Here is a 22,867-nt window from a genome sequence, read left to right on the forward strand (position 1 = left end):
AGAAGACCTGCGGCCCGGCCCGGGCGTCCAGGAGGCGTGAGATCAGTCAGGGCAGCGCTGCGCGGCGGCCGCCCCGGCGACGTCCTGTACGAAGTCGACTGGCACAGCCCCCCGCCCCCGGACCAGCGGTACAACCGGCACACCGTCGTCGAACTGCGCCTCACCCGGCAACAGCGCTGAGCAGACCCGGCCGCCCGGCCGGTGGCAGGGGCCCCGGCCACAGCCGGCTGCGACGCATCGCCGGCCGGGCGGGCGGGGCCTGCCCGCCGCGCAGCGCGAGGGCCGCGGCGCGGGTGCGCTCCAGCCAGTCGGACACCTGGCGCAACGTGGCCGCATCGCATTTTCCGGTCCGCCGAACGTGCGCCCCGCCCCGTGAAAACGCGCCGCGACGGCCGAGGGCGACAGGGTACCTACGGGGGCAACCACGGGCGTACCTGCGGTGGTCCCCCGGTGATTCCTGCGGTGGTACCTACGTGCACCCGGCACGGAGAAGGCGCCGACCACCCGGTGGTGGGCGGCCTCGCGGGCGCAGGCGGCAACGTCCTGGCGGTGGCGTTCACGGCGCAGCACGTGCTGGAGGACGGTGTCGTGGTCGTAGCGCTCGGAACGGGTTTCGGCGGTGTGGTCGCGCACGCTCTGCCACTCGGCGCGGACGGTGCCGCGGTGACGTAGGACGGACTCATCCCCCTTCCCCCGGCAACCGGCCCGAGCGCCGCGACCAGGGCGGCGGTGACGCGGCCTTGACGGTCTTCGCCGCCGAACGGGCCGCCCCCGCCGCCTCGCGCGCCGCCCGGGCGCGGCGCGACCCAGCCGACCTCGCCGGAGCCGAGCAGGCCGACGCCCGCCAACACGACTGCGCGCACCCGCGGCGGGCGGGCCTGCAAGAAACGGGAACCGAACCCGGCTTCATGATCGTCTCCAGGGTCCGGCACCAACGGACGATCAAGGGGGGACGGGCATGGCGAGGACGACGGGCGTAGTGCTCTGCCTGCTGGCGGCGGGTGTGGTCTGGCTGCTCGGCATGATGTCCGGCTTCGAGACCCGGCCGACCCGGGCCTGTGTCACCGAGCTCTACGGGTGGGACCCGGTGGAGTACCGGGGACCCGAACACAAGGACATCCGGATCGAGGAGTCGCTCTTCCCGCCCTCGCACGTCTGCCGCTGGCCGGACGGCCGCTCCGTCGATCTGGTGCCCTGGTGGAATGCCCCGCTCCTGTTCGGCGCGCTGGGTGGCGCAGTCGCGCTGCCGGCGTACCCGCTGGCCCGGCGCATGGTCGCCCGGCGACGGGACCACAACACTCCGTCGCGGGCGGTCCACACCGAGAGGTAGGCCGGCAGGTCAACGACCGGCAGCGGTTGGCCCGCCGTCACTGCCTACGCCGATCGGTAGGAGCGAGGTGGCGCTTTCGCCACCGGGGATTGACCAGGATCTCTTGCCAGAACGGCCGCAGCCGAAGAACCCTCCCCGCCGCCCGCCACGCAACGGCGCACCACGGCACTGACCGTCCACCCCAAGCGCTGCGGGTGGCCCGGTGAGCGGACGTGCATCTGAGACCCCGGCGACGCCACCGGCAAGACCGTCGGGGCCGCGGTGGAGTACGCGGTCCTCCCCTCCCACCACGGGCGCATCGCCGCCACCACGGCACTGCGCGGCGGCCGCCCCGGCGACGTCCCGTACGAAGTCGACTGGCACAGCCCCCACCCCCGGACCAGCGGCACAATCGGCACACCGTCATCGAACTGCGCCTCACCCGGCAACAGCACTGAACCCACCCGGCCGCCCGGCCCGTGGCAGGGGCCCGGCCACAGCCGACTGCGACACACCGCCGGCCGGACGGGCGGGACCCGCTCGCCGCGCAACGCGAGGGCCGCGGCGCGGGTGCGCTCCAGCGAAAGCCCGGGACAGCTCAGACCTCCCACCACGGATCGTCCGGGGCGGACACCAGCGCGGTCCCCAGCTCCCGCTGGTCGGGGCGGGCTGCACCAGCGGGCCCAGCTCCTCCCTCCCGGTCGCCCACGCACTGCGGGCACTCCAGCCGGCCCGGGCCAGCCTTCACGGTCAGCTCCAGCTCCGAGCCGGCCTTCCCGCCGATCGAGCCCCGGCACGTCCAGCACGGGCGCAGCGCGGCGTTCGCCTCCCGGGCGGCCTCCAGCTGCTCCTGGGCCTGCCGCTCGAGGCGCTGGGTGTGTTCCTGGTGGCAGGGCCAGCAGCGGCCGCCGGGGCGGCGGGTCCATTGCTCGCGGCCGTGGAGACCGTACTCCCAAGTGCTCTCCGCCTTCGGGGACCTCGCCGCAGTCGGAACAGGCCAGGGACTGCATCAGCTCGCGGCGGGTCGGCGGGCCTTCTTCTCCCGGGCTTGCCGGCGCTGGTCGTAGGCGGCCCGGTTGTCCGGGTTGTCCAACGCCTCGAGCAGACAGTGCCGGCCGGGGCGGCCGAAGCGCCACCACACCGGCCCGAGGGGGCCGTGCTCGGCCAGCAACTCCGGGGTGGTCGCGAGGATGGGCACGGCATCGTCGTACTCGCGCCAGCCGTCCCCGTCGTTGTCGTCCCGGGGCACCGTGCACCACTGCCCGCCCCAGTACTCCGCGGACAGGTCCGCCACCGCCTGCTGCCGGTCGGCCTGTTCGCCGCCCGGGGTGACTGGCCGGTCGAGGTAGTCTTTCGCCTGCGCCGGCCCCTGCGCGAGCTCTACGGTGTCCGCATGAAGTGACGTATCGCCGGTACTGGGGGTGGACCTGGTGGATGTTCCGTTGGCGGACGCGGTGGCTGCGGTGCGCGACGAGCTACTGGAGGCGGCAGCCCGGGTCGGGGCCGATCCGCAGATGGTGTTCGCGGTGGGGCCGGTGGAGATGGAGTTCGAGGTCGAGCTGCGCGCCGACGCCAAAGCGAAGGCCGGCTTCAAACTGTGGGCGGTCGGTGCCGAGACCGAAGCCGGTGTCTCCCGCGCCCGCACTCACCGGGTCTCCTTCACCCTCACCCCGAAGCGCGCCGACGGAGGCGATCTTCTAATTAGTCGCTGTTGTCTTTCCGGGCGTGAGAGCTGCGTTTCCGCTGTTCAGGCATGAGGTCGGCGGTCTCGGGGAGTGGTGGCGTGTTGAGTCGCCGCTCGTGTGGAGGTCGGGATGCCGTCGGTCGTGGGACTGCTGGAACAGCGTGAGCTCACCGCTCGCCGTCGTCTGGACAACCTTCGGGAGGAGGCCGACCGTATCCAGGCCGAGCTGGTCGTGGCCGAGCGGGAGTGGAACGAGTGGGTCATCGCCCGTTCGCGTGTCGACGAGGTGCTGTCCTCAGGGGGCGACGTCGCCGGCCCGGGTGCCGCCGAGGAGCCGTCGGATCGCGGTGAACCGTGCGCGCTGCCGGCATCTTCGGAGGCGGCGAAGCCCAAATCGGTGGTGCCGATGTGGCGTGCGGGGCTGGCCTGGTCGGCACTGTCGGTGGACTACCAGCGCATCCTGCAGGTGCTCGCGGACCGGAATCGTCTCGGCCAGGGGTCACTGACGTGCCAGGAGATGGCCGGCAGCTTCGGCCTGGACCCGGTGCCCGCGAAGGTGGAGGCCCTGCGGTCGAAAGCGAAGCGGCTGACAGCGCGGGGGTGGCTGGCCGAGCCGGCACCGGGCCGGTTCACGCTGGCGAAGGCCGTGGCCGGGCCAGGCGGCGGGTCATGAGCATCGTCGCCGACCAGTAGACCATCGCCTCCGCGCTGGTGGTGGAGCGTTCGAAGTCCCGCACGAGGCGGCGGCTTCGCATCAGGTGGGCGAAGAACCGCTCCACGATCCACCGCTTGGGCAGCACGACGAAGCCGCGCATGTCGTCACTGCGTTTGACGATGGCGAGGACCAGGGCGAGGGCGGCCAGGCAGTGCTCGACGAGGGGGCCGGTGTAGCCGCCGTCGGCCCAGACCAGGGCCAGCCGGTGGTGTGCGGCGGCGACCCGGGCGAGCAGGACATGGGCGGCGGCGCGGTCGCCGATGTCCGCCGCGGTGACCATCACCCCCAGCAGCAGGCCGAGGGTGTCGACCACCACGTGGCGCTTGCGGCCGTTGATCAGCTTGCCGCCGTCGAAGCCGCGGCTGTCGGCGCCGACGACGGCGTCCGCCTTGACGGACTGGGAGTCGATCACGCCCGCGCTCGGCTCCGGGTCCCGCCCCGCCCTCTCCCGGACCCTTCCACGCAACCGGTCGTGGAACTCCTGCACCAGACCGAGGTCGCGCCAGCGGCGGAAGAACGCGTAGACCCGGTCCCATGGCGGGAAGTCGGCCGGCATCGCCCGCCACTTCGTTCCGTTGTCGGCGAGGTAGCGGATCGCGTCCAACATCATGCGGTGGCAGTAGGCCTCCGGCTGACCGCCCCGCCCGCGCAGCCAGGCCGGCACCGGCAGCAGCGGCCGCACCACCGCCCACTCCGCGTCCGACATGTCCGTCGGGTAGCGGCGCTCGCGCGCCCCGTGGTCGGCGGCGTTCCCGAACCGGTGAGCGAGGCAGTCACACGCGAGGGTGACCGAAGTGGACCCTGCCTCCGCGATGGCGTACAACTGCGACAACAGGGCCTCCTGGACCGCTCTTTGGCGTAGACACCCTTCGAGCTACCAAGAGGCCCTGCTTTCATGCGCGGCGGCCGCCACACTCACCCGATCGAGACTCCCGTTCGACCAACACCGCTCAAGATCGGAACGACAACAGCCACTAAGCGAAGTCGGACGGCTCGAGGAAGGCCTGGCCGCCATCGATGAAGCCGTCGCCATCCGCCGCACCCTCGCCCGAGCAAACCCGGACACCCACCTGCCCGGCCTCGCCCAAGCCCTGAACAACCGATCCTTTCGGCTGAGCGAAGTCAGACGGCTCGATGAGAGCCTGGCCGCCATCGATGAAGCCGTCGGCTACTTCCGCACCTTCGCCCAAGCCAACCCCGACACCCACCTACCCCACCTCGCCCAGGCACTGAACAACCTGGCCCATGGACTGGAGGCAGCGGGCCGGATGGAGGCGGCCTTAGCCGCCATCAATGAAGGCGTCAGCTACTACCGCACCCTCGCCGAGGCCCACCCGGACACCCACCTGCCCGGCCTCGCCGCCTCCTTGAACAACCTGTCCAATCGGCTGGCAGAAGTCGGACGGTACGAGGAAAGCCTGGCCGCCATCGATGAAGCCGTCGGCTACTTCCGCACCTTCGCCCAAGCCAACCCCGACACCCACCTACCCCACCTCGCCCAGGCACTGAACAACCTGGCCTCCCGATTAACGGCCGTCCAGCGGTTGGAGGAGGGCCTGGCCGCCATCCACGAGGCTGTCACCGTCCGCCGCACCCTCGCCGAGGCAAACCCGGAGGCTCACCTGCCCGACCTCGCCCAAGCCCTGAACAATCTGGGCATCCAACTCGGCAAGGTGGGGCGGTTTGAGGAGGGCCTGGCCGCCAACCGCGAAGGCGTCAACTACTACCGCGCCCTTGCCCGCGTCACCCCGCACGCCCACCTGCCCAACCTCGCGGTCCTCTTGAACAACCTGTCCAATCGGCTGGCAGAAGTCGGGCGCTACGAGGAAGGCCTGGCCGCCATCAATGAAGCCATCGACTACTTCCGCATGCTTGCCCGAGCCAGCCCAGACGCCTACCTGCCCGACCTCGCCCAAGCCCTGACCTCCCAGGCCACACGGCTGAGGGAGGTCGAGCGTCAGGACGAGGGCCTAACTGCCATCCGCGAGGCCGTCAACTACTACCGTGCCCTGGCCGGAGCTAACCCGGACACCCACCTGCCCGACCTCGCCCTGGCACTGAACAACCTGAGCGTCCAGCTGGCAGCAGTGGGCCTACACTACACGGTGAGATGGAGCTGCACGACGAAGGCCTGGCCGCCATCCGCGAGGCCGTCAACTACTACCGTGCCCTGGCCGGAGCTAACCCGGACACCCACCTGCCCGACCTCGCCCTGGCACTGAACAACCTGAGCGTCCAGCTGGCAGCAGTGGGCCTACACGAGGAGAGCCTGGCCGCCAACCGCCAAGCCATCGCCACTCGCCGCGCCCTAGCCCAGGCCAACCCTGCAGCCTTCATTTCGCGACTGCGCCCCGGGAAAATAACCGTTCGGATCGTGGAGCTCGAGCCGTAGCCCTGCAAGTCGTCCGACGACCCAAGGGTTGCGGGGACGGCGTCGAGCGCAGCCGGGCCGCAGCACCGCAGCGGCGCCGGTGGTCGGCCTAGCGGTCGCCCGACCGGGTCCCCGGCCAGATCCTGGTCGGCGCCACCGTAGCATCGGCACGACCGTGGTGCTGAAGGGGAGGTCCTGGGCAAGCTCGTCCAGTGCCCCTGTGATGGCCAGCCCCCTGGCTGCGAGATGCTCGTACACGGGAACGGCTCTCCGCCCCACGCGGGTTCATAGGGGTTCATCAGAGCCCGGCGCCCGGTCAGGCGGTTCGTTCCGCGCCGTAGTAGCCGTGCCGCAACCGGAACCGCATGGGCTCGGTGCCGTCCGCCTCGATGTGCCCGATCAGCGTCGAGCGCAGTGGCTCGGGCAGTTGCCTGCCGTGGGCCTCGGTCCATTCGGTGGAGCTGAACAGCCCGGCTGCACCGTCGAGTTGAGCCGGGCTCGGGGGGCGTGCGACAAGGGCAGTAAGGACGAGGTCGGGACCCTCGGCCAGCAGTTGGCGCTGCACGGCCAGGTCGTACCACTTCAGGCCGCCGGTGGCCTCCCGGGCCGGGACCCCGGCCCAGGCCAGCAGGGCGCGGATCCGCTCGGTCGCCTCGGGGTGGCGCAGCCGGGTCAGGGCGGCGAGGCGCTCCTCGACGGGGCTCTGGGCATGCCGCCCGACCGGACGGGCCCCAGGCCCGCCGGAGACAGCGAAGCGCCCGCTCCGGGCCGGCGTCCGGCCGGACGCCGGCCCCGCCCCGGCCCCCGTCAACAGCCCGTGCCCGCCGATCTGCTCAACGTCTTTCTCGAACCCCGAGCCCGGCCTGCATCCGCACCGACTCCCGGCGCACCCGTCCCGCGGCGGTCAACCCGCCCCCATCCGCATATCTCACCCACCACCGGATACAGCCACCGCACCGCACCAATCAGGGACTTCAAGAAGGTTCACCCTAACGAGCCGAGGTCAGTATCCGTCCGGTTGTCTGGATCGTCACGCACTCGCCGCCGCTGCGCAGGGTGCCGTCGGGCCGCTCGGGTTCGGTCAGGCGAGGGCGAGGAAGAGCTTCTCGAGTTCGGCCTCGGACATCGGCGGCGCGTCGCCGTCCGCGGTGGCCAGGCACTGGCGCATGCCGCTGGCCACGATCTTGAAGCCGGCCCGGTCGAGGGCCCGGGAGACAGCGGCGAGCTGGGTGACCACGTCCTTGCAGTCGCGGTCGGCTTCGATCATGGCGATGACGCCGGCGAGCTGCCCCTGGGCGCGGCGCAGCCGGTTGAGGACCGCGCTCGTCGCTTCTTCTTCCACCTTCACCGGTTTCCTCCTGGCTCGTGCCGACTGCTTCCTTTCAGGATACCCCAGCGGGTATCTGTGGGAGTCAGCGGCGGATAGCGGGTTCCGGGGTGGGCGACACCATCCCTGCTGCGGTTGGGTTCTCGGTGCGGCGTGCGCGCCTGCGCTGGATCAGCACCCAGGCCGCGATCACGGGGACTGCGGCCAGGACGCTCGGGCCGGTCTGGCGGCTGAGGACGAACAGGCCCATGGCGATGATGAACCAGCCGAAGCCGGTGCGCAGGGTGTGCTGGGGGATGCGTCCGGCGTAGCGGCCGCCGATGAGGCTACCGAGGACGGCGGCGGCGGTGACGGCGAGGGCCAGGTACCAGTCGAGGTGTGCGCCGGAGATGTGTCCGGCCAGTCCGGCGAAGGAGTTCATGGCGATGACCAGGAGCGAAGTGCCCACCGCGATGCCCATGGGCAGGCCGGCGAGCAGTGCCAGCGCGGGGACGATGAGGAAGCCGCCGCCGGCGCCGAGGATGCCGGTGACCGCGCCCACAACGAGGCCCTGCAGGAGCAGGCGGTGGAGCGGGAGTTCGCGCTGCGCCTGCTGGGTGGTCTTGCGGGGGCCGCGGAGCATCGCGGCCGCGGTGGCGAGCATCATGAGCGCGAACGCGACCAGCAGCACGGTGTCGGGGATGTGTGCGGCCACTCGTCCGCCGGCGTAGGCGCCCGCCATGCCCGCCAGGCCGAACAGTGCCCCGGTGCGCCAGCGCACCCGGCCCGCGCGGGCGTGGGAGATCAGGCCCGCGATGCTGGTGACGCCGACGACGAACAGGGAGGTGGTGATGGCCTGCTTGGTGTCCTGGCCGGCCAGGTAGACCAGGATTGGGACGGTGAGCATGGATCCGCCGCCGCCCAGGATCCCGAGGAGGACTCCGATCAGCAGCGAGGCCGCGATGGCGAGAGTGATCACGGCTGGCTCTTCAGGGCGGGGATCACCGAGTTGATGTCGGTGCGCGGGCCGCGGTTGTAGGGGAGCTTGGCGAGCAGCATGCCCATCGCACAGGTGTTGGTGACCGCGGCGAAGGTGAGGCCGGCTCCGACGGCGGTGCCGATCAGGTGCAGGCCCGGGACCGCGAGGCCGGCCAGGCCGGAGACGAGCACGATCGAACCGGCGATCAGTCTCACCTGGCGTTCCAGTTCCCAGCGCGCCGCCCCGCGGGTCACCGGGCCGCCAGCCGCCTCCCAGGCGACCATGCCGCCCTGCAGGACGCGCAGGTTGGGCAGCCCGGCGTCGGCGAGCGCCTGCTCGGCCTGGGCGGCGCGGGCGCCGGAGCGGCAGATCAGGACGGTGTCCTCGTCGAGGTGGCGGAGCAGCTCGACGCGGTGCTCGCGCAGCGTGTCCAGGGGCACGTTGTAGGCGCCGGGGATGTGGACGGTGTGGAACTCGCCGGGGGTGCGCACGTCCAGCAGGCGCGGGCCGCTGCCGTCCTTGGTGAGCTCCCTCAGGGCGGCGGTGTCGATTGCGGCGGGGGTGCGGGTGGCGGTGGTCATGGGGTCTCCGGTGTTGGTTCGGCCGGTCCGGATTGAATACCGGTGGGGGTATGTGTCGGGGTGTGGCAGGGCACGGGTGTCCGACGGGGTGGTGGGGGGTGGTCTCCCGTCGGACACCCGGGGGTTCGGGGTACCGGGGGCGGCGCGCAGGGCTGATGACGGTCGGCCTGCGCGCCGGGCTCCGGCGTCTGGGGGTCGGTCAGGCGGTGGCGGGTTCGGTGAGCAGCGCCCAGGCGCCGTAGCCGCCGAGGACGTCGGAGACGTCCTCGAAGCCGTGGTGGCGCAGCAGGCTGGCGGCGATGGAGGAGCGGTGTCCGCCGGCGCAGTGCAGGACCAGGGGGCGGTCTGTGGGGATCTCGTCCAGGCGGCGGGGCAGTTCGCCCAGTGCGATGTGGAGTGAGCCGTCGATGTGGCCGCCGGCGCGCTCGGAGCAGGTGCGCACGTCCAGCACCACCGGGGGCTGGTCGCCGGCGAGGGCGGTGCGCAGTTGGTCGGCGGTCAGGCGGCTGGCCGGGGCGACCTGGTCCGGCGTGGCGGCGAGGGCGTCGTCGGGGCCCAGCAGGTAGCCGGCGTGGTGGTCGAAGCCGATGCGGGCGAGGCGGGTGGTGATCTCCTCCTCGCGGTTCTGTGGTGCGATGACCAGGATGCGGCTGTCGGGGGTCAGGACGGTGCCGGCCTGTTCGGCGAAGCGGCCGTCGGCGGGGATGTTGATCGCGCCGCGTACGTGGCCGGTGCCGAACTCCTGCGGGCTGCGGGCATCCACCACGACCGCGCCGGTGGCGTGCTCGGTGCGGAACTCCTCCAGCGACAGCGGCCGGGGTGCGGCGGTGGGGTCGAACAGGTCGCGCTGCTGGCGGTTGAGGGTGGCGTCGTAGGCGAAGTAGCCGGGTGCGGCGGACTGTCCGGCGGTGACGATGGCGACGAAGTCGTCCTCGCTCATCGGCTGGCAGGCGTAGTTGGTGGCGCGCTGGGCGCCGATGGTGGACTGCTTCTCGGTGGAGAGGTTCTTGCCGCAGGCCGAGCCCGCGCCGTGGGCGGGGAAGACCCGCACCTCGTCGGGCAGGCCCATCAGCTTGTGCTGCACGCTGCGGTAGAGCATCCGGCCGAGCTCCTCGGCGGTGACGCCGGCCGAGGCGAGCAGGTCGGGGCGGCCGACGTCGCCGATGAACAGCGCGTCTCCGGTCAGCACTCCGTAGGGGACCTCGTCGGCGGCGTGCTCAAAGACCAGGACGCTGATCGACTCCGGGGTGTGGCCGGGGGTCTCCATGATCTGCAGGGTCACCTCGCCGAGGCTGATCCGCTCGCCGTCGGCGAGCTCGCGGATCGCGTACTCGGTCTCGGCCCGCTGCCCGTAGCCGATCCACGCGCCGGTGCGGGCGGCCATCTCCAGGTGACCGGCGACGAAGTCGGCGTGGAAGTGGGTGTTGATGACCGCCTCGACAGTGAAGCCGCGCGCCTGGGCGTCGGCCAGGTACTCGGAGATGTCCCGGCGCGGGTCGACGACCACCGCCCGCCCGGTGGACTCGTCGGCGATCATGTACGACGCCTGGGAGAGGCAGTCAAGGTAGTACTGGGCGAAGAACACGGGGAACAACCTCCTGATCGAGGACCCACACAGGGCCGGAAATACCCCTAGGGGCATAGGAACGGGTAGGGCGGGGCTGCGACCGGTCGGCGACGGGCCGCGGCTCAGGCAGGGGGGCGAAAGAAAGGTGCGCCGAGTGGCACGGGAGCGGGTCAGTGCGGGTGCGGCCCGGCGACGAGGGGGCGCCCGGCACGGGCCCAGCCGCGGGTGCCGCCGGCGACCGAGCGGGCGTCGACGCCGCGGGCGTACATCCAGTCGGCGGCGACCAGGCTGCGGTTGCCGCTCGCGCAGATCACATACACCGGCCGGCCCGCCGGGGCGCCGGCCCAGGTGGGCAGCTTCGCCAGCGGGACGAGCACCGCGCCGGGCACGTGTCCCACCTGGTACTCCTCCGGCTCGCGCACGTCCAGGACGAGGCCGCCATCGGCCCAGGCCGAGGCGAAGGCGCCGAGGTCGATCTCACGGGTCACGCCAGTCCTCCATATACCCCCCGGGGCATCTTGGCTTCGAATGTAACTCCAACGCGACATCCCCGTCAAATACCCACCGGGGTATCCAGGTGAAGGTGTGATGGCGCACTTCCGTCCCGCGCCCAGGGGCTAAGCCTCCATCCCCGCACCCCGGCTGCCCGGCGACAGGGAGGCCTTCAAGTTCACGCTGTACCACCAGCTCGCCGTCGTGCGCACGCACCTGGTGTTCCTCGCCGACGCCCGCGCGCGGGGTGACTCCTACGGGCCGTTCGACCTGGTCCCGGAGACGACCCACCGCTTCGCCGAGGGCAAGGAGGGCACGGTCCGCCCCGACGGCCTGCTCCACTACGGGCGCACCGCCGGCGACGGCGCGCGGCTGGTGAACCTGGCGTTCGTCGAGGTCGACCGCGGCACCATGGGCGGACCCCGGCTGGCCGCCAAGCTGAACGCCTACGCCCGCTACTGGGCCACCGCCCCGCTCCCGGCCGGAATGAGGGCCGGGACCATCGAGGCGGTGCAGGGCGGCCGCAAGCCGCTGTGGGAACGCCGCCACCCGGCCTTCCCCCGGCTGCTGTTCGTCCTCACCGGCACCGGCCAGGCCGGCTTCGCCCACCGGGCGAACGCCCTGGAGATCGCCGCCCGGACCCCGTACGTCGCCAGGATGCTGCGCACCGTCCCGGCCGGCGTCGCGAAGCTGGAGGACCTGGAGGCCGACAGCGCGGGCGCCGACCTCTGGTGGCCGATCGCCGACCTGGACGACGGGCCCGCCCCCTGGGGGAAGCTGACCGGCACCCGCCTCGGTGTTTCACCGTGCTCCCCAGCAGTGGTGACGGTCTCAGGAGGCAGGACTTCCCGCACACCCGGTTCCGGGTCGACTCCGAATACAGCCTGACGGTCCGAACCGGTCTCTCCGACCCCGGGCAGCCGGTCCAGATCGGCCGCTACCGGCTCTCCAGCCAGAACGATCTTCGCGAGACCATCATTCACGAGGAGCTGCACCACGGCTGGTTCGAACGGCCGCAGACCTACGTCAGGAAGCACCACCCCAAGCCGTCGGAGGCCCGGAACGCCGCCCACCTCGCCCAGACGGACAAGTTCTATGAGATTGTCCAGAGGTACATGAACATCCGTGGGTGGAACGGGAGCGGGAAGAGGAAATGATCTACCGCGCACTCGACTACCAGCTGACCTGCAGCAAGTGCGGTCATGACGTGACGGGCTCGCGGGGCCAGCAGATCGTGGCCGAGGAGTTCGGCTGGTTCGACGAATGGCAGTGCGAGAACTGCGGTCTGGTCAGTGACGACTACGGCGACGGGCCCGGGCCGGAGGACGTCAGGCAAGGACTGCTGGCGAAGTTCGGAGGATTCCGGGCCCGGCTTGTGGAAGGCAGGGACGGGACCGTCGCGGCGGCCCGCCACCTGCGGGAGATCCTCGACTACAGCCCGGCCGAGGCGATCGGCAGGCTGAAGGCGGCGAAGGCTGGGGAACCCCTCGGAACCGCCGTCGAAGTCGAAGCCCTCGTGCAGGCACTTCGCCGGGACGGATACGCCTACGAGACGGTCGCCGCCGGATCGGAGGACTAAGCAACCGGATCCGCCGCGCGGCGGGGAGCACACCGCTCCCCGCCGCGCGGCGCATGTGCTTGTGGCGCTCCGGTCACACGCACCAGCCGTCTCGTGGTGACGGTCTGTCACGGCATGGAAAAGGTGCCCCGTGAACTGCGATGATCCGGCTTGTCGAAGGCTTGGATCTTGAGCAGGTGGGGGCACCTTTCACGTGCGCGATAGCGAGTGGAGCCGGGGCTTGGCCATGTCGGCAGACGGGCGAGGCCAGGTCGGACATGTCGGCGGGGTGCACCTGCGGCTGTTGGCGGAGCGGACCGGTCTGACCGCCGCCCTCTCGGGCGCGCTCGCGCGGCGCGGGTTCCACCCGCTGCACGACCGGGGCCAGGTCCTGGTCGATCTGGCGGTGGCGATCACGCTCGGCGCGGTCTGCATCCGGGACGTCCGCCTGCTGGAGCACCAGCGGCCGGTCTTCGGTCCCACCGCCTCGTTCCCCACCGTGTGGCGGGCGCTGAGAGAAACCGATGGCCTCGCGCTGCGGCGGATCGAGCGGGCCCGGGCCACGGTCCGGCGCCACGTTTACGCCCTGCTGCGGGACCGGCCCGAGGGCTTCCCCGAGGTGGAGATCGACGGGGTGCCGCTTCGCGGGTGGACGGTGATCGACAGCGACGGGACGCTGATCAACGCACCCTCCGACAAGCAAGGCGCACGCGGGACCTACAAGGGCACCTTCGGGCACCACGTGTTCGTCGCCACCTGCGACAACACCGGCGAACAGCTGGCCGCGGTGCTGCACGAGGGCGGCGTCAGCGCCAACGACGCGGCCGTGAACATCGACATCCTCACCCGGGCGGTCACCCAACTGCCCTGGTGGAGACGGCAGAAGATCCTCTTCCGGGTGGACGGGGCAGGGTCGCGGAAGGGGCGCTGGTGCGGTGTGGGCCGGGCCGGGCCGGGCCGCCAAGCGAGCGCCGAGCCATGGGGTGAGGCCTTGCGGTGCGCAGCGCCGGGCCGGGAGTGCGGGCGGACCCGCATGTGCTCTGACCTGCGACGGAAAGTTTGGCGGGGCGAAACTCACCGGCCCTGCGGGGCGGAACCCACCGGGTGCGGAGGAGAACTCACCGGCCCTTGCGGGGTGCGGTGCGCGGCCGTGCGCAGTCGGCTGTCGGTGCGGTGCGCAGGATGCGGGATGCGGGATGCGGGATGCGCATGGTGCGGTGCGCACCGCATGCGCGTTGACCTGCGGTGGCGAGAGTTTGGCGGGGCGAAACTCACCGCCCGTGCGGGGCGGAACTCACCGGGCCCGGCGAGGCCGGTTCTGCGCCCAGGCCGAGGTCCGACACGCCGAGGGAGATCGATTCGTCCAGGAACGGCCGACCAATTGAGCGCATTTGGTACGTTCTGCACCGTGCTGAGGATGGTGCACGTAACAGCGAAGGTGACCGCTGGGCGCTCAGGCATCGGCCGTGCAGGCGCGGACCGGCGTAGCTGTGGCAACAGGGAACCGGCCGGCGCAGCCCCGGGGCACCGGCCGGTCCGGCCGGCCGCGAGTGACCGGGGCCGCACTCGCGGACTGGGCCGCCTGGCGTCTGGGGTTCAGACTCTGGTTGTTGTCCTTGCCTGGACGCTCACTTGGATGGTGGCCGGCCCGTCCGGCGCCGCTCGTGCGGCGTCGCCGTGTGCTGCGAGCCTGTGTGTCCTCAACGCGAGTGCCGCGGACGCCCTGTACGTCCACCCCGGCAGCATTCACGTCACCGGCGACATCCTGGTGAACTCGACGAATAGTCAAGCTGCGCTGGTCAGCGGCGCCACCACGGTCACCGCGGCCGGGGGCACGATCGGGGGCCCGGCCGCCCCGGCCGGTTTCGCGACCTCGGGCGGCGGCTCGTACAGCCCGGCCCCGACGAACCAGGCTGCCGGCACCGACCCGTACGCGGCGCTGGCCCAGTGCCCGGCCGCGTCGGCCTGCCCCACCACACCGGCCGCACCGTACCCCGCCGTCAACCACATCTCCGGGAACCAGACGATCAGCCCGGGGGTCTACACCAGCATCACCAATCTGAACGGCACCCTCACACTCAACCCCGGCACCTACGTCGTCACCACCGGCATCACGATCTCCGGCGGGAAGCTGAACGGCACCGGCGTGACGATCTACCTCGCCTGCCCGACCTACCCGACGGCCTGCGGCCCGCTCACCCTCGGCGCCGCTTTCACCGACCAGAGCGGCGGCAAGACCACCCTCAGCGCGCCGACCACCGGGGCGTTCGCCGGCTTCTCGATCATCGCCGACCGCAACAACACCGCCGGGGTCTCGGTCTCGGGAAACGGTACGTGGATCACCGGCGGCGGCACCGTCTACACCGCCGCGGGCAAGCTGTCGGCCTCCTCCGGAGGCAAGGCCAGCTTCACCCGGGCGGTCGTGGACAGCATCGAGACCAGCGGCAGCAACAGCTCCCAGATCAGCGTCATCCCCAACACCGGCACCATGTCGATCAGCCTGCCCACCGCGGCGTCCCTCGGCGCCGCGGCGCCCGGAGGCACCATCAGTGCGGCCCTCGGCCAGGTGACCGTCTCGGACGGACGGGGTCTGGCCACCAGCACCTGGACCGCGACGGTGGCCGCCACGAACTTCACCACCGGCGCCGGCACCCCCGCCCAGACGATCACCACCGCCAACGTCTCCTACTGGTCCGGGCCCGCGACGAGCACCAACGGCACCGTAACGGTGACACCCGGCCAGAGCGACGCCTCCGCCAAACAGGCCCTCAACAGTTCGAGATCCGCCTTCAGCTCGACCGGCAACGGGAACAGCACCACCAGCTGGACCCCCGCGCTGGTGGTCACGATCCCCGCCGGCGCAGCGGCCGGCACCTACACCGGCACCATCACACACTCCGTCGCCTGACACACAAGCCGAAGCCGACCGCTCACCGCGCTCGCCGAAAGGCGACGGGCCGGGACAGGGATCACAGCCGTGAGCAGCAGGAAGGGGACCACCCGGGTGGGGCCACCCGGGTGGTCCAGGTTCAGTACGGGCTGCAGGCAACGGGATCCACGTGCCGTGCGGGCCCAAGCATGCCGACCGGTGTGGTCAGTCCTGGTCGCCGAGGAGGCGGGCGACGATGGGGGCCGGCCTCCGCGTTGTCCAGGGCATGTGGGCGACCTCCCCGGCTCCGGTGGGACGAGGCCGGGTCATACCCCAGCCCAACCGGCGACGACGCTCTACGGAGCGGCCGGCGGCCGGCCCCCTCCGCGGGCTCCCCGGCCCGCCGAATCTGTCCCACGTGGAACAGGCCGTATCGCCCCCGGCCCTCACACACCCGCATCCGCCCTGGGCGGCGGCGTTCAACAGGGGTGCTCGGGTCAGGCGACCGAGTGTGTCACCGTTCCGGTGTAGGTGCCGTTCACCGCGCCGGCGGGGATCGCGACGACGAGCGTGGGGTTCCAGGTCGCCGAGTTGTTGCCGACGCCGGCGCTGAGCGTGTAGGCGGTGCGGCTGGTGCCGAGGGTCTGGGCCTGGCCCGCCGTGGCCTGACCGGGGGTAAACGTGCCCGTGCCGGTGGTGGCGGTGGCGGTTCCCGACCAGTAGGAGACCGCACTGGCGGGGATCGTCTCGGCGGGGGTGCCGGCGCCGGTCGTGAAGCTGGTGGAGACCACGGAAGCGGTCCAGGCGGCCGAGAGCAGCGCGCGGCTGTCGGTCACCGTGACATTGCCCAGCTGGCCGCTGACCGAGTTCCCGGGCAGGGCGCTGCCCAGACCCGCCGACGTGGGCACGCTGACCGACAACGCACCACCGGACACGGAGAACGTCACCGTCGTGTCACCAGGCGCGGCACTGGCCACTCCGGCAACCGCGATGACCATCGCAGCTCCTGCGGCCACGGAGTATCGGATACGCATCGGGCTCCCTCTCGCCATCCATGGCTGGAAGAGGGCCGGCGGGCCCTCCCCGTCAGACACCCATATGATTATCCGTATTCATGCGATTACCAAACGTCATGTCCCCTGTCCGGCCGGACACGCGTGCCGCTGCGGGACACTACGGCCCGTAGGGGCCCCAGCGCCTGCGCGGAGCTCGCCGGCCAGGGCCAGGCAGCGGATTCGACGGCTGTCGTCACCATGCCGTCGGTGCCAGTGCTACCCGGGGCGCGGCCGGCGGGCCGCTATGGGGTACGCGGCCACCGCGGTGCTTCGCTCTCCCCTCGGCGGTGGGTGACGCCTTCGCGCCACGGGACGGACCGACGTCCGCCATCTCGAGGTTCACTCCTCTGTGCTGTCGGTCCTTCGACGGCCGCTATCTTCTGTGCCGCGGGTGTGGCGTTGCCGCCAGATGCCTTGCAGGTAGTAGTACGGGCCGTAGAGCAGTCCTCGGCGTTCCAGCCGCCGCAGTGCGCGGATGGTGTCGTCGTGGCGCGGGTCCAACAGAGGGGCGTCGGGTTGCAGGGTTCTGCGCTGGTTGGCCCGGTACCAGCGCCACAGGCCGGACGGCAGCCGGCGCAGGAGGGTGGCGAGCAGACGGGGCCGGTGGCGGACGGCGGCGGTGAGGAAGGCGGTGTAGCCGATGCCGTAGCCCTCGACCTGCCGGGCGAGCGCCTCCATGGTCCGGCGGTGGCGATGCCAAACGATCGCGTCCGGCTGGTACATCACGGTGTGTCCGGCGGTCAGGACCTGTTGGAAGGCCAGCAGGTCCTCGCCTCCGCGGGAGGGGGTGCCGGCGCCGGTGGCAGGGTCGAAGCCTCCCGTGGCGCGCAGGATGGCGGTGCGGAAGGCCATGTTGGCGCCGCATCCGAAGCGGCCGGGTGAGAACTGGGCGAGCGGGTCCTCCAAGGGGCCGCGCAGGGACCAGCGCCGGGCGGTGAAGCCCCGCACGCCGGTGGCGTAGGCCTCAGAGGTGAGCTGGGCCTGGGTGTCGAGTTCGGCGGGCAGCACCATCCCCGTCACACAGGCCACGTCGCCGTCGTCGAACGCCTCCACGAGGGCGGTCACCCAGCCGGGGTCGGTGAGGGCGTCGTCGTCGGTGAAGGCGCAGATGTCGCCGCCGGCGAGCGTCAGGCCGCGGTTGCGGGCCCGGGACAGGCCCGGAGCGGGCTCGCGGACATACCGGATCCGCTCGCCGTACCGGGATCGCACCAGGCGTTCGGTGGCGTCGCCGGACGGCGCGTTGTCGACCAGGATCACCTCGAGGCGGGGGTAGTCGATCCGCAGCACCGAATCCAGACACGCCGGCAGCATCTCGGTGCGGTCGCGGGTACACACGATCACGCTGACCAGCGGCAACGCGGCCGGCGCCTTCCCGCAGGCCGCCCTGCGGCGCCGGGCGGCAGCCTCCAGGACGAGCTCCTTTCCAACCGAGAGCTGCCGGTGGGCGGACTGGGCCAGCGTCTCGTGCAGCGCACCGCTGTCGCCCGCGGTGCTGGTGACCGCGATCAGCCCGAGCGGGTGTCCCTGGTGCCGTACCAGCGCCAGCACCCGCTCCTCACAACCGCCGACGGGCGTGAACTCGCCCGGTGAACGCAGCTCACCCGGCTTCCCTAAGTCCAGCTCCACCACCCGGACCTGAGACAAAAACGAGACATCACCGGCCGGCCTCGGCTCAGACGCGGACCGGCGGGAGTCATCGCCACTCATCGCGGACCTCCCTCGCGGACAGCAGACCCCGCAAGCCACGGCAATCCGCAGACACCGTGGGCGCGACACCAAAACCCCTTCCACCGTTGCAGACAATCCACGACAGCCGCCACTGCAAGCTCCGAAACGCGACAGGAACACCGCCCGGCGCGGGCCCTGCAGTCCACCCACTCCGGGCACCCCCACAAACAGCTCCCCGGCAAGCGGCACAGGGCCCAACCCAGCGACCAGGGACAGCCCGGCGCTGCACCCCCAGCCGGAGCTGATCGGCACGACCTGGCTGGAGTCCGAGCACACCCCCACCTGTCGCGCAGCTGCCGCACCCCGGGCCAGGCACAGGGGTGAGCGCCTATCCACGCAGGGTCGAGTAGCCGGGAGGGATCTCACCTCCCGGCCCTCACAGAGTGAAGTAGGCCGCCGACGAGGTGCCCGTGGTTCGGGTCCTTTTCCGACGGCCCCTTCCCGAACCGTGCAGGCGAGCTTTCCCCGCACACGGCTCTCCAGTGATCATTTCCGGGTGGTGGCTGTACCCCGCCCCGCGTGGATGTCCTGGTGACAGTGCTCGCAGACCACGAGGGTCTTTCGCTTGCGCATGGCCATCAGGTGTACCCACGGCGGCCGTTCCGGCCGTCCTGGCTTGTTGAGATCGGCGAGTTTGCGGATGTGGTGGACCTGCAGTCCATCGCGTCCCTCGCACATCTCACACTGCCCGGCAAGGAGCCGATGGATCAGCTCGTTGCGCCGGGTAGTGGCCATGACGGGCCGGCGGTCGGTGATGACGGCGGTGCGCTGACGCTTGAGCGGGATTCCGCCGAAGCGGGCGACCAGTGGTTTCCTGCCGTTGTCGCGCTGCACCGTGACCTGGAAGCAGGCCCGCCGACCGTCAGGAGTGTCGACGGCCGCCTTGTATCTGCGGGCCATCTTCGTGACGGTCGACTTGTGCTTCCCGGCCAGGGTCTTGAGCATCGAAGTCTCCATGACCCAGCGCAGCAGTTCCAGGCGGAAAACATCCTGGGCGAGAACGTAGTACTGGACGAACCCGCGATACTCGGACCCGTACTTGGCGACGATCGTAAAATCCTCGTCGTGCAGCAGCGGTCCGCGCAGTGCAGGCTTCCCCTTGCTCATGTAGCGGGCGCATCTGTCCCGGATGACGGTCCTGGGCACAAACAGGCCGATGGCACCATTGACCGCCCGACGGTTCCGGGTGATCTTCGCGTCGCCATGCTGGGTCCTGATCTCGTAGCCGAGGAAGCGCGCCGCCTGGCTGGTGGCGTGCGTGATCAGGGTCTTGGATTCGGACAGTTCCAGCTTCAACTCCTCAAGCAGGAACGCCCGGATCCTCGCCTTGATCTCCTCAGCCTCACGCTTGGGACCGGCGAACCCGAGCAGGAAGTCATCGCAGTACCGTACGTATCGAAGACGTCGATATCCCGGATCATCGGGATCCTGACTCGGCAGGGTGCGGCGTTCGCGTTGCAGCGCGCGCACCGCCCCCCGGTCGCCGTGCCGTCTGGCCCTCGCGATCCGGTTCTCGACGTTCTGATACGCGGGGTTCTTGCGTCGACGCCTGCCCCGGTCGTAATCCGGTATCAGCTGCTGTTCAACGAACTGGTCGAACCGGTCCAGGTAGATGTTGGACAGAATCGGTGAAGCGACCCCGCCCTGCGGCGCGCCGCTGAGCGTGTCGTTCCACTCCCAGTCCTCCAAGTACCCGGCCTTGAGCATCCGGTCGATCAGTTGCAGGAACCGGCCGTCGCGGATCTTCTCCGCCAGCGTCGAGAGCATGACCTCGTGGTCGAGGCTCCCGAAGCAGTCGGAGATGTCCCCCTCGATCATCCAGTGCGTTCCCTTCCAAACCGACACCACCTCGTCCAGCGCGGTGTGGCAGCCCCGACTGGGGCGGAAACCGTGCGAGCGGTCGGAGAACTGAACGTCGTAGTACGCCTCAAGAAGCAAACGCACTACTTCCGCGACCAGCTTGTCCGACCAAGGGGGCATGCCTAACGGACGTTTCCCGATCTTCTTCGGGATGTAGACCCGCCTGGCCGGGGACCACCGATAGGTCTCCGCACGCAGAGCCCCGATGATCCTGTCAATCTTGGCCAGTGACATGCCGTCGACGGTTTCCTGGGTGACCCCGGGTGTCATCGCACCCTTGTTGGCGTAGATGCGCCCGTAGGCCAGCAGGAACAACTCCCTGTTGAACAGCTGCCGGTACAGCCTTTCCAGCGGCAGGCCACGCCTGCCGCGTTCCCGGATGACGTTCAGCACGGTTTCAGCTCTCTGCATTGCGCATCCCTCCCCGTCTGAGCATCTTGATTACCTGTGCCCCTTCGCCCTGCGGTCCGGCTTTCCCGGCCTCCCCGGCAGGTCGTCACTCCTGCGACTACTACGGGCACTCCGTCGCCATAGGGCTCGCGCCCCGTAGGCGATCCCGCGGTACGTCTTCGTTGTACGTATCGAGCACGACGTAGGCCGCCCACTCATCCCCTTGACCGCCCTCGCTGGGCGGCGTCCCACGCCATGGAGGTTGCCCGGTCTCACGGTTCATGCCCGGACATGGCGAGGCATCGGTTACAGGCGTCATTCCGATGGTGCGTCACTTTCACTCTGGGGATTGGGCTTCAAGCAATCCAGCCTTGGCCATATCGTGCGGGCCTTGCGGCACGACGTCCTGAACGCCTCCGAGGCGCCCGCCGCTTTCCCGGCATGCTCTGGTCCCCTCCCGCTTTCGCGCTCAGGTAAGCCGGGCGACCCAAGAACCTCCCTCCAAGTTCCTCCCGACTGCGTCGGGGATACAACGAAGCGCCTCACGGCGCACACCGTGCGTAACAGTCTCCCGTTACACGGCTCTTGCCGCTCTGGTCGTCAGATCAACAGGGCATTCTGCTTGGGCGTAAGGCGCCAGTGAGCGAACATCCGGGGGTACCGCTGTGCGATCTCCTGGAGCTTCGCTAGCGCCTTCCGCTTGCCTGCGAACCGCTTGTACTTCTTGCGGATCCAGCGCAACAGGTAGACGTTGATGCGCAGAGCGAAGGCGTACAACTCCCATGGCCGGAACCGGGCGTAGTAGTTGAGCCAGCCCGCCACCACGGGGTTGATCCGCCGGGCAAGCTCTTGGAAGGTCAGGTCGGTGCGGCGATGCAGGTGCCACGACCGCATCTCGCGCCCGATCCTGGTCAAGGCTTCTCTGCTGATGGCCGGCTCGAACGACAGGAACACGTTCCCTTGCCGACTCCGGTTCTTCCTGGGACGAAACGTGTACCCGAGGAACGTGAACGCCTCGTGCTCATACGAGCCGCGGCGCACGCCGTCCTTGCAGTACACGATCCGGGTCTTGTCCGGGTGGAGTTCCAACCCGACCTCGACCATTCGCTCCCGCAGCGCCGCCAGGACCTCGTGGGCCTGGTGCTCGGAGACGCAGTGCAGCACCACGTCGTCCGCGTAGCGCTCGAACTGCACGCCCGGGTACTCCCGGGTCATCCAGGCGTCGAACGCATAGTGCAGGAACAGGTTCGCCAGGACGGGAGACACCGGGGCGCCCTGCGGCGTCCCGCGTTCCCGCGCCATCAACTGGCCGTCGGGCGCGACGAGCGGGGCGGCGAGCCACCTGCGCACGTACAACTTCACCCAAACGGCATCCGTGTGGGCATCCACCGCCTTGACCAGCAGGTCCCAGGGCACGCTGTCGAAAAATTTCCGGATGTCGAGTTCGACCACCCAGTTCTTCCTCCAGCACCGTTCCCGGCACTTTCCCACCGCGTCAAGAGCAGACCGTCCGGGTCGGTATCCGTAGCTGTCCGGGTGGAAAATCGGCTCCACCCTTCGCATCAGATGCCGGGCCGCAACGGTCTGTGCCACCCGGTCGGCGACAGCGGGAATGCCGAGCATTCTCGTGCCGCCGCCGTGCGGCTTCGGGATCTCCACCGCGCGCACCGGAGGCGGGAAGTACGAGCCCGACGACATTCGGTTCCAGGCCTTGTAGAGGTTGTTCCTCAGGTCCTTCTCGAAGTCGGCGATGCTCTGCCCATCCACTCCCGGCGCACCCTTGTTAGCCCTGACTTCCTCCCATGCCTCCATAACCTCCCGCTTCGAAATGTCAAACGGCTTGATCTGAGATTTCAACTGGCTCATCCCACTCCTCCCGGAGAACTTCCGGTTGATGTGATCAACTCAGTCACGAGCGGCCCGGCCCCTTCGCTCCACCCCCGTTACAGGGGCTTCATCACTACTACGAGCCGGTCCGCCAGCAGGACCCGCATCGGTACTCGACTCCTCACGGTAGTTCTGCCGCTTGGAGCACTCCCTCTCCCCCGCCGCAGCGGGGAGTATCGGGACCTGCCTTCTCCTGTTCCGTACGAGAGCAGCAGACCGGACTCACGTCGCCTCCATGCCGGACACCACCTGGCCAATAGACGGGCACCCGCCAGGTTCATCCCGGGAGACTGTGAACACCCCGGTTTTGATGTCGTCTGTTCGCATTTCGACACGTCAACAGCGATTCACTTGCGTTCGTCTTTCCGGTCCCCACCTGACGCCTCTTACAACGCCTTTTCCTCATCGTTCACCACGACGGTCTTCAGCCAACGCAGCATGAGGTGGTTTGAAGCCTCCCCCCGCAGGGCGGCTCCGAAGGGCCAAAACCTTCATCTCTCGCACAGCACCGCAATT

General features: G+C 70.2%; 22 protein-coding genes. 10 read left to right on the top strand and 12 right to left on the bottom strand.

The annotated features are described in order from the left end of the window. Positions 1 to 36: 36 nt before the first annotated feature. From C2142_RS38030 to C2142_RS38040, 3 genes are all read left to right on the top strand, one after another. A complete protein-coding gene (locus tag C2142_RS38030) occupies positions 37 to 180 on the top strand; it encodes a hypothetical protein (protein WP_153882859.1) in 144 nt (47 codons plus the stop codon). A 330-nt stretch (positions 181 to 510) separates the two neighbouring features. Beyond that, a complete protein-coding gene (locus tag C2142_RS38035; RefSeq protein ID WP_153882860.1) occupies positions 511 to 672 on the top strand; it encodes a hypothetical protein in 162 nt (53 codons plus the stop codon). Positions 673 to 958: 286 nt separating this feature from the next. Then, positions 959 to 1,330, top strand: a complete 372-nt coding sequence (locus C2142_RS38040; protein ID WP_148647341.1) for a hypothetical protein — start codon at positions 959 to 961, stop codon at positions 1,328 to 1,330. A 988-nt stretch (positions 1,331 to 2,318) separates the two neighbouring features. Here the strand turns inward: C2142_RS38040 and C2142_RS38045 are convergent. Then, positions 2,319 to 2,603, bottom strand: coding sequence for a hypothetical protein (locus C2142_RS38045; protein WP_148647342.1), 285 nt, complete (start codon positions 2,601 to 2,603; stop codon positions 2,319 to 2,321). A 127-nt stretch (positions 2,604 to 2,730) separates the two neighbouring features. Between C2142_RS38045 and C2142_RS38050 the strand changes: the two genes are divergently transcribed. Both C2142_RS38050 and C2142_RS38055 read left to right on the top strand, forming a co-directional pair. Beyond that, positions 2,731 to 3,066 carry a trypco2 family protein gene (locus C2142_RS38050; RefSeq protein WP_241003074.1) on the top strand — a complete coding sequence of 112 codons (336 nt, stop codon included), beginning with the start codon at positions 2,731 to 2,733 and terminating at the stop codon, positions 3,064 to 3,066. A gap of 57 nt (positions 3,067 to 3,123) precedes the next feature. Continuing rightward, the gene (locus tag C2142_RS38055; RefSeq protein WP_148641175.1) at positions 3,124 to 3,666 is read left to right on the top strand and encodes a hypothetical protein; all 543 of its coding nucleotides are present in this window, start codon (positions 3,124 to 3,126) and stop codon (positions 3,664 to 3,666) included. On the opposite strand, the gene C2142_RS38060 is transcribed toward C2142_RS38055, so the two are convergent. Continuing rightward, positions 3,623 to 4,540, bottom strand: a complete 918-nt coding sequence (locus C2142_RS38060; protein ID WP_241002374.1) for an IS5 family transposase — start codon at positions 4,538 to 4,540, stop codon at positions 3,623 to 3,625. The two genes, C2142_RS38055 and C2142_RS38060, sit on opposite strands and share 44 nt — an antisense overlap. Between C2142_RS38060 and C2142_RS38065 the strand changes: the two genes are divergently transcribed. Further along, on the top strand, positions 4,521 to 5,930 hold the full coding sequence (locus tag C2142_RS38065) for a tetratricopeptide repeat protein (protein WP_148647343.1): 1,410 nt from the start codon (positions 4,521 to 4,523) through the stop codon (positions 5,928 to 5,930). The genes C2142_RS38060 and C2142_RS38065 overlap by 20 nt on opposite strands. Positions 5,931 to 6,395: 465 nt before the next feature. Here C2142_RS38065 and C2142_RS38070 read toward each other — a convergent pair whose 3' ends face one another. The 6 genes from C2142_RS38070 to C2142_RS38095 all read right to left on the bottom strand — a co-directional run bounded on the left by C2142_RS38070 (position 6,396) and on the right by C2142_RS38095 (position 11,000). After that, positions 6,396 to 6,890 (bottom strand): hypothetical protein, encoded by a 495-nt coding sequence (locus C2142_RS38070; RefSeq protein ID WP_148647344.1) that lies wholly within the window; start codon positions 6,888 to 6,890, stop codon positions 6,396 to 6,398. 270 nt (positions 6,891 to 7,160) lie between these two features. Further along, a complete protein-coding gene (locus C2142_RS38075; RefSeq protein WP_148647345.1) occupies positions 7,161 to 7,427 on the bottom strand; it encodes a metal-sensitive transcriptional regulator in 267 nt (88 codons plus the stop codon). Positions 7,428 to 7,491: 64 nt separating this feature from the next. Continuing rightward, positions 7,492 to 8,364 (bottom strand): sulfite exporter TauE/SafE family protein, encoded by an 873-nt coding sequence (locus C2142_RS38080; protein WP_148647346.1) that lies wholly within the window; start codon positions 8,362 to 8,364, stop codon positions 7,492 to 7,494. After that, entirely contained in the window at positions 8,361 to 8,945 is a 585-nt protein-coding gene (locus C2142_RS38085; protein WP_148647347.1) for a rhodanese-like domain-containing protein, read from the bottom strand. The genes C2142_RS38080 and C2142_RS38085 overlap by 4 nt, the downstream gene beginning before the upstream one ends. A gap of 199 nt (positions 8,946 to 9,144) precedes the next feature. Continuing rightward, positions 9,145 to 10,530: an MBL fold metallo-hydrolase gene (locus C2142_RS38090; RefSeq protein ID WP_148647348.1), complete on the bottom strand. Its 1,386-nt coding sequence runs from the start codon at positions 10,528 to 10,530 to the stop codon at positions 9,145 to 9,147. A gap of 152 nt (positions 10,531 to 10,682) precedes the next feature. Next, on the bottom strand, positions 10,683 to 11,000 hold the full coding sequence (locus C2142_RS38095; RefSeq protein WP_206671122.1) for a rhodanese-like domain-containing protein: 318 nt from the start codon (positions 10,998 to 11,000) through the stop codon (positions 10,683 to 10,685). Between the two features lie 187 nt (positions 11,001 to 11,187). On the opposite strand from C2142_RS38095, the gene C2142_RS38100 reads away from it, so the two are divergent. The 4 genes from C2142_RS38100 (at position 11,188) to C2142_RS41335 (ending at position 15,470) form a co-directional block, all read left to right on the top strand. After that, positions 11,188 to 11,892 carry a replication-relaxation family protein gene (locus C2142_RS38100; protein ID WP_277347359.1) on the top strand — a complete coding sequence of 235 codons (705 nt, stop codon included), beginning with the start codon at positions 11,188 to 11,190 and terminating at the stop codon, positions 11,890 to 11,892. After that, entirely contained in the window at positions 11,811 to 12,161 is a 351-nt protein-coding gene (locus C2142_RS38105; protein WP_162002664.1) for a hypothetical protein, read from the top strand. The genes C2142_RS38100 and C2142_RS38105 overlap by 82 nt, the downstream gene beginning before the upstream one ends. Next, positions 12,158 to 12,583, top strand: coding sequence for a hypothetical protein (locus C2142_RS38110; protein WP_148647351.1), 426 nt, complete (start codon positions 12,158 to 12,160; stop codon positions 12,581 to 12,583). Before C2142_RS38105 ends, C2142_RS38110 begins: the two co-directional genes overlap by 4 nt. 1,615 nt (positions 12,584 to 14,198) lie before the next feature. Further along, on the top strand, positions 14,199 to 15,470 hold the full coding sequence (locus C2142_RS41335) for a hypothetical protein (RefSeq protein WP_241003075.1): 1,272 nt from the start codon (positions 14,199 to 14,201) through the stop codon (positions 15,468 to 15,470). Positions 15,471 to 15,928: 458 nt separating this feature from the next. Here the strand turns inward: C2142_RS41335 and C2142_RS38120 are convergent, their stop codons facing one another. From C2142_RS38120 to ltrA, 4 genes are all read right to left on the bottom strand, one after another. Continuing rightward, positions 15,929 to 16,429 carry a hypothetical protein gene (locus C2142_RS38120; protein ID WP_206671123.1) on the bottom strand — a complete coding sequence of 167 codons (501 nt, stop codon included), beginning with the start codon at positions 16,427 to 16,429 and terminating at the stop codon, positions 15,929 to 15,931. Between the two features lie 396 nt (positions 16,430 to 16,825). Next, positions 16,826 to 18,112, bottom strand: a complete 1,287-nt coding sequence (locus C2142_RS38125; protein ID WP_162002665.1) for a glycosyltransferase — start codon at positions 18,110 to 18,112, stop codon at positions 16,826 to 16,828. Between the two features lie 588 nt (positions 18,113 to 18,700). Next, positions 18,701 to 20,485: a reverse transcriptase/maturase family protein gene (locus tag C2142_RS38130; RefSeq protein ID WP_174315829.1), complete on the bottom strand. Its 1,785-nt coding sequence runs from the start codon at positions 20,483 to 20,485 to the stop codon at positions 18,701 to 18,703. A 579-nt stretch (positions 20,486 to 21,064) separates the two neighbouring features. Continuing rightward, the gene (gene ltrA, locus C2142_RS38135; protein ID WP_148647355.1) at positions 21,065 to 22,330 is read right to left on the bottom strand and encodes a group II intron reverse transcriptase/maturase; all 1,266 of its coding nucleotides are present in this window, start codon (positions 22,328 to 22,330) and stop codon (positions 21,065 to 21,067) included. Between the last annotated feature and the right edge of the window lie 537 nt (positions 22,331 to 22,867).

The organism is Streptomyces sp. CB01881 (genome assembly GCF_002953255.1).
Lineage (GTDB): Bacteria > Actinomycetota > Actinomycetes > Streptomycetales > Streptomycetaceae > Kitasatospora.

Excerpts from the sequence above, each read along its gene's own strand:
- C2142_RS38040 (WP_148647341.1), top strand. The coding sequence starts at position 959 with ATGGCGAGGACGACGGGCGTAGTGCTCTGCCTGCTGGCGGCGGGTGTG.
- C2142_RS38055 (WP_148641175.1), top strand. The coding sequence starts at position 3,124 with ATGCCGTCGGTCGTGGGACTGCTGGAACAGCGTGAGCTCACCGCTCGC.
- C2142_RS38065 (WP_148647343.1), top strand. The coding sequence starts at position 4,521 with ATGGCGTACAACTGCGACAACAGGGCCTCCTGGACCGCTCTTTGGCGT.
- C2142_RS38085 (WP_148647347.1), bottom strand. The coding sequence starts at position 8,945 with ATGACCACCGCCACCCGCACCCCCGCCGCAATCGACACCGCCGCCCTG.
- C2142_RS38110 (WP_148647351.1), top strand. The coding sequence starts at position 12,158 with ATGATCTACCGCGCACTCGACTACCAGCTGACCTGCAGCAAGTGCGGT.
- C2142_RS41335 (WP_241003075.1), top strand. The coding sequence starts at position 14,199 with ATGGTGGCCGGCCCGTCCGGCGCCGCTCGTGCGGCGTCGCCGTGTGCT.
- C2142_RS38120 (WP_206671123.1), bottom strand. The coding sequence starts at position 16,429 with ATGGTCATCGCGGTTGCCGGAGTGGCCAGTGCCGCGCCTGGTGACACG.
- C2142_RS38130 (WP_174315829.1), bottom strand. The coding sequence starts at position 20,485 with ATGCAGAGAGCTGAAACCGTGCTGAACGTCATCCGGGAACGCGGCAGG.
- ltrA (WP_148647355.1), bottom strand. The coding sequence starts at position 22,330 with ATGAGCCAGTTGAAATCTCAGATCAAGCCGTTTGACATTTCGAAGCGG.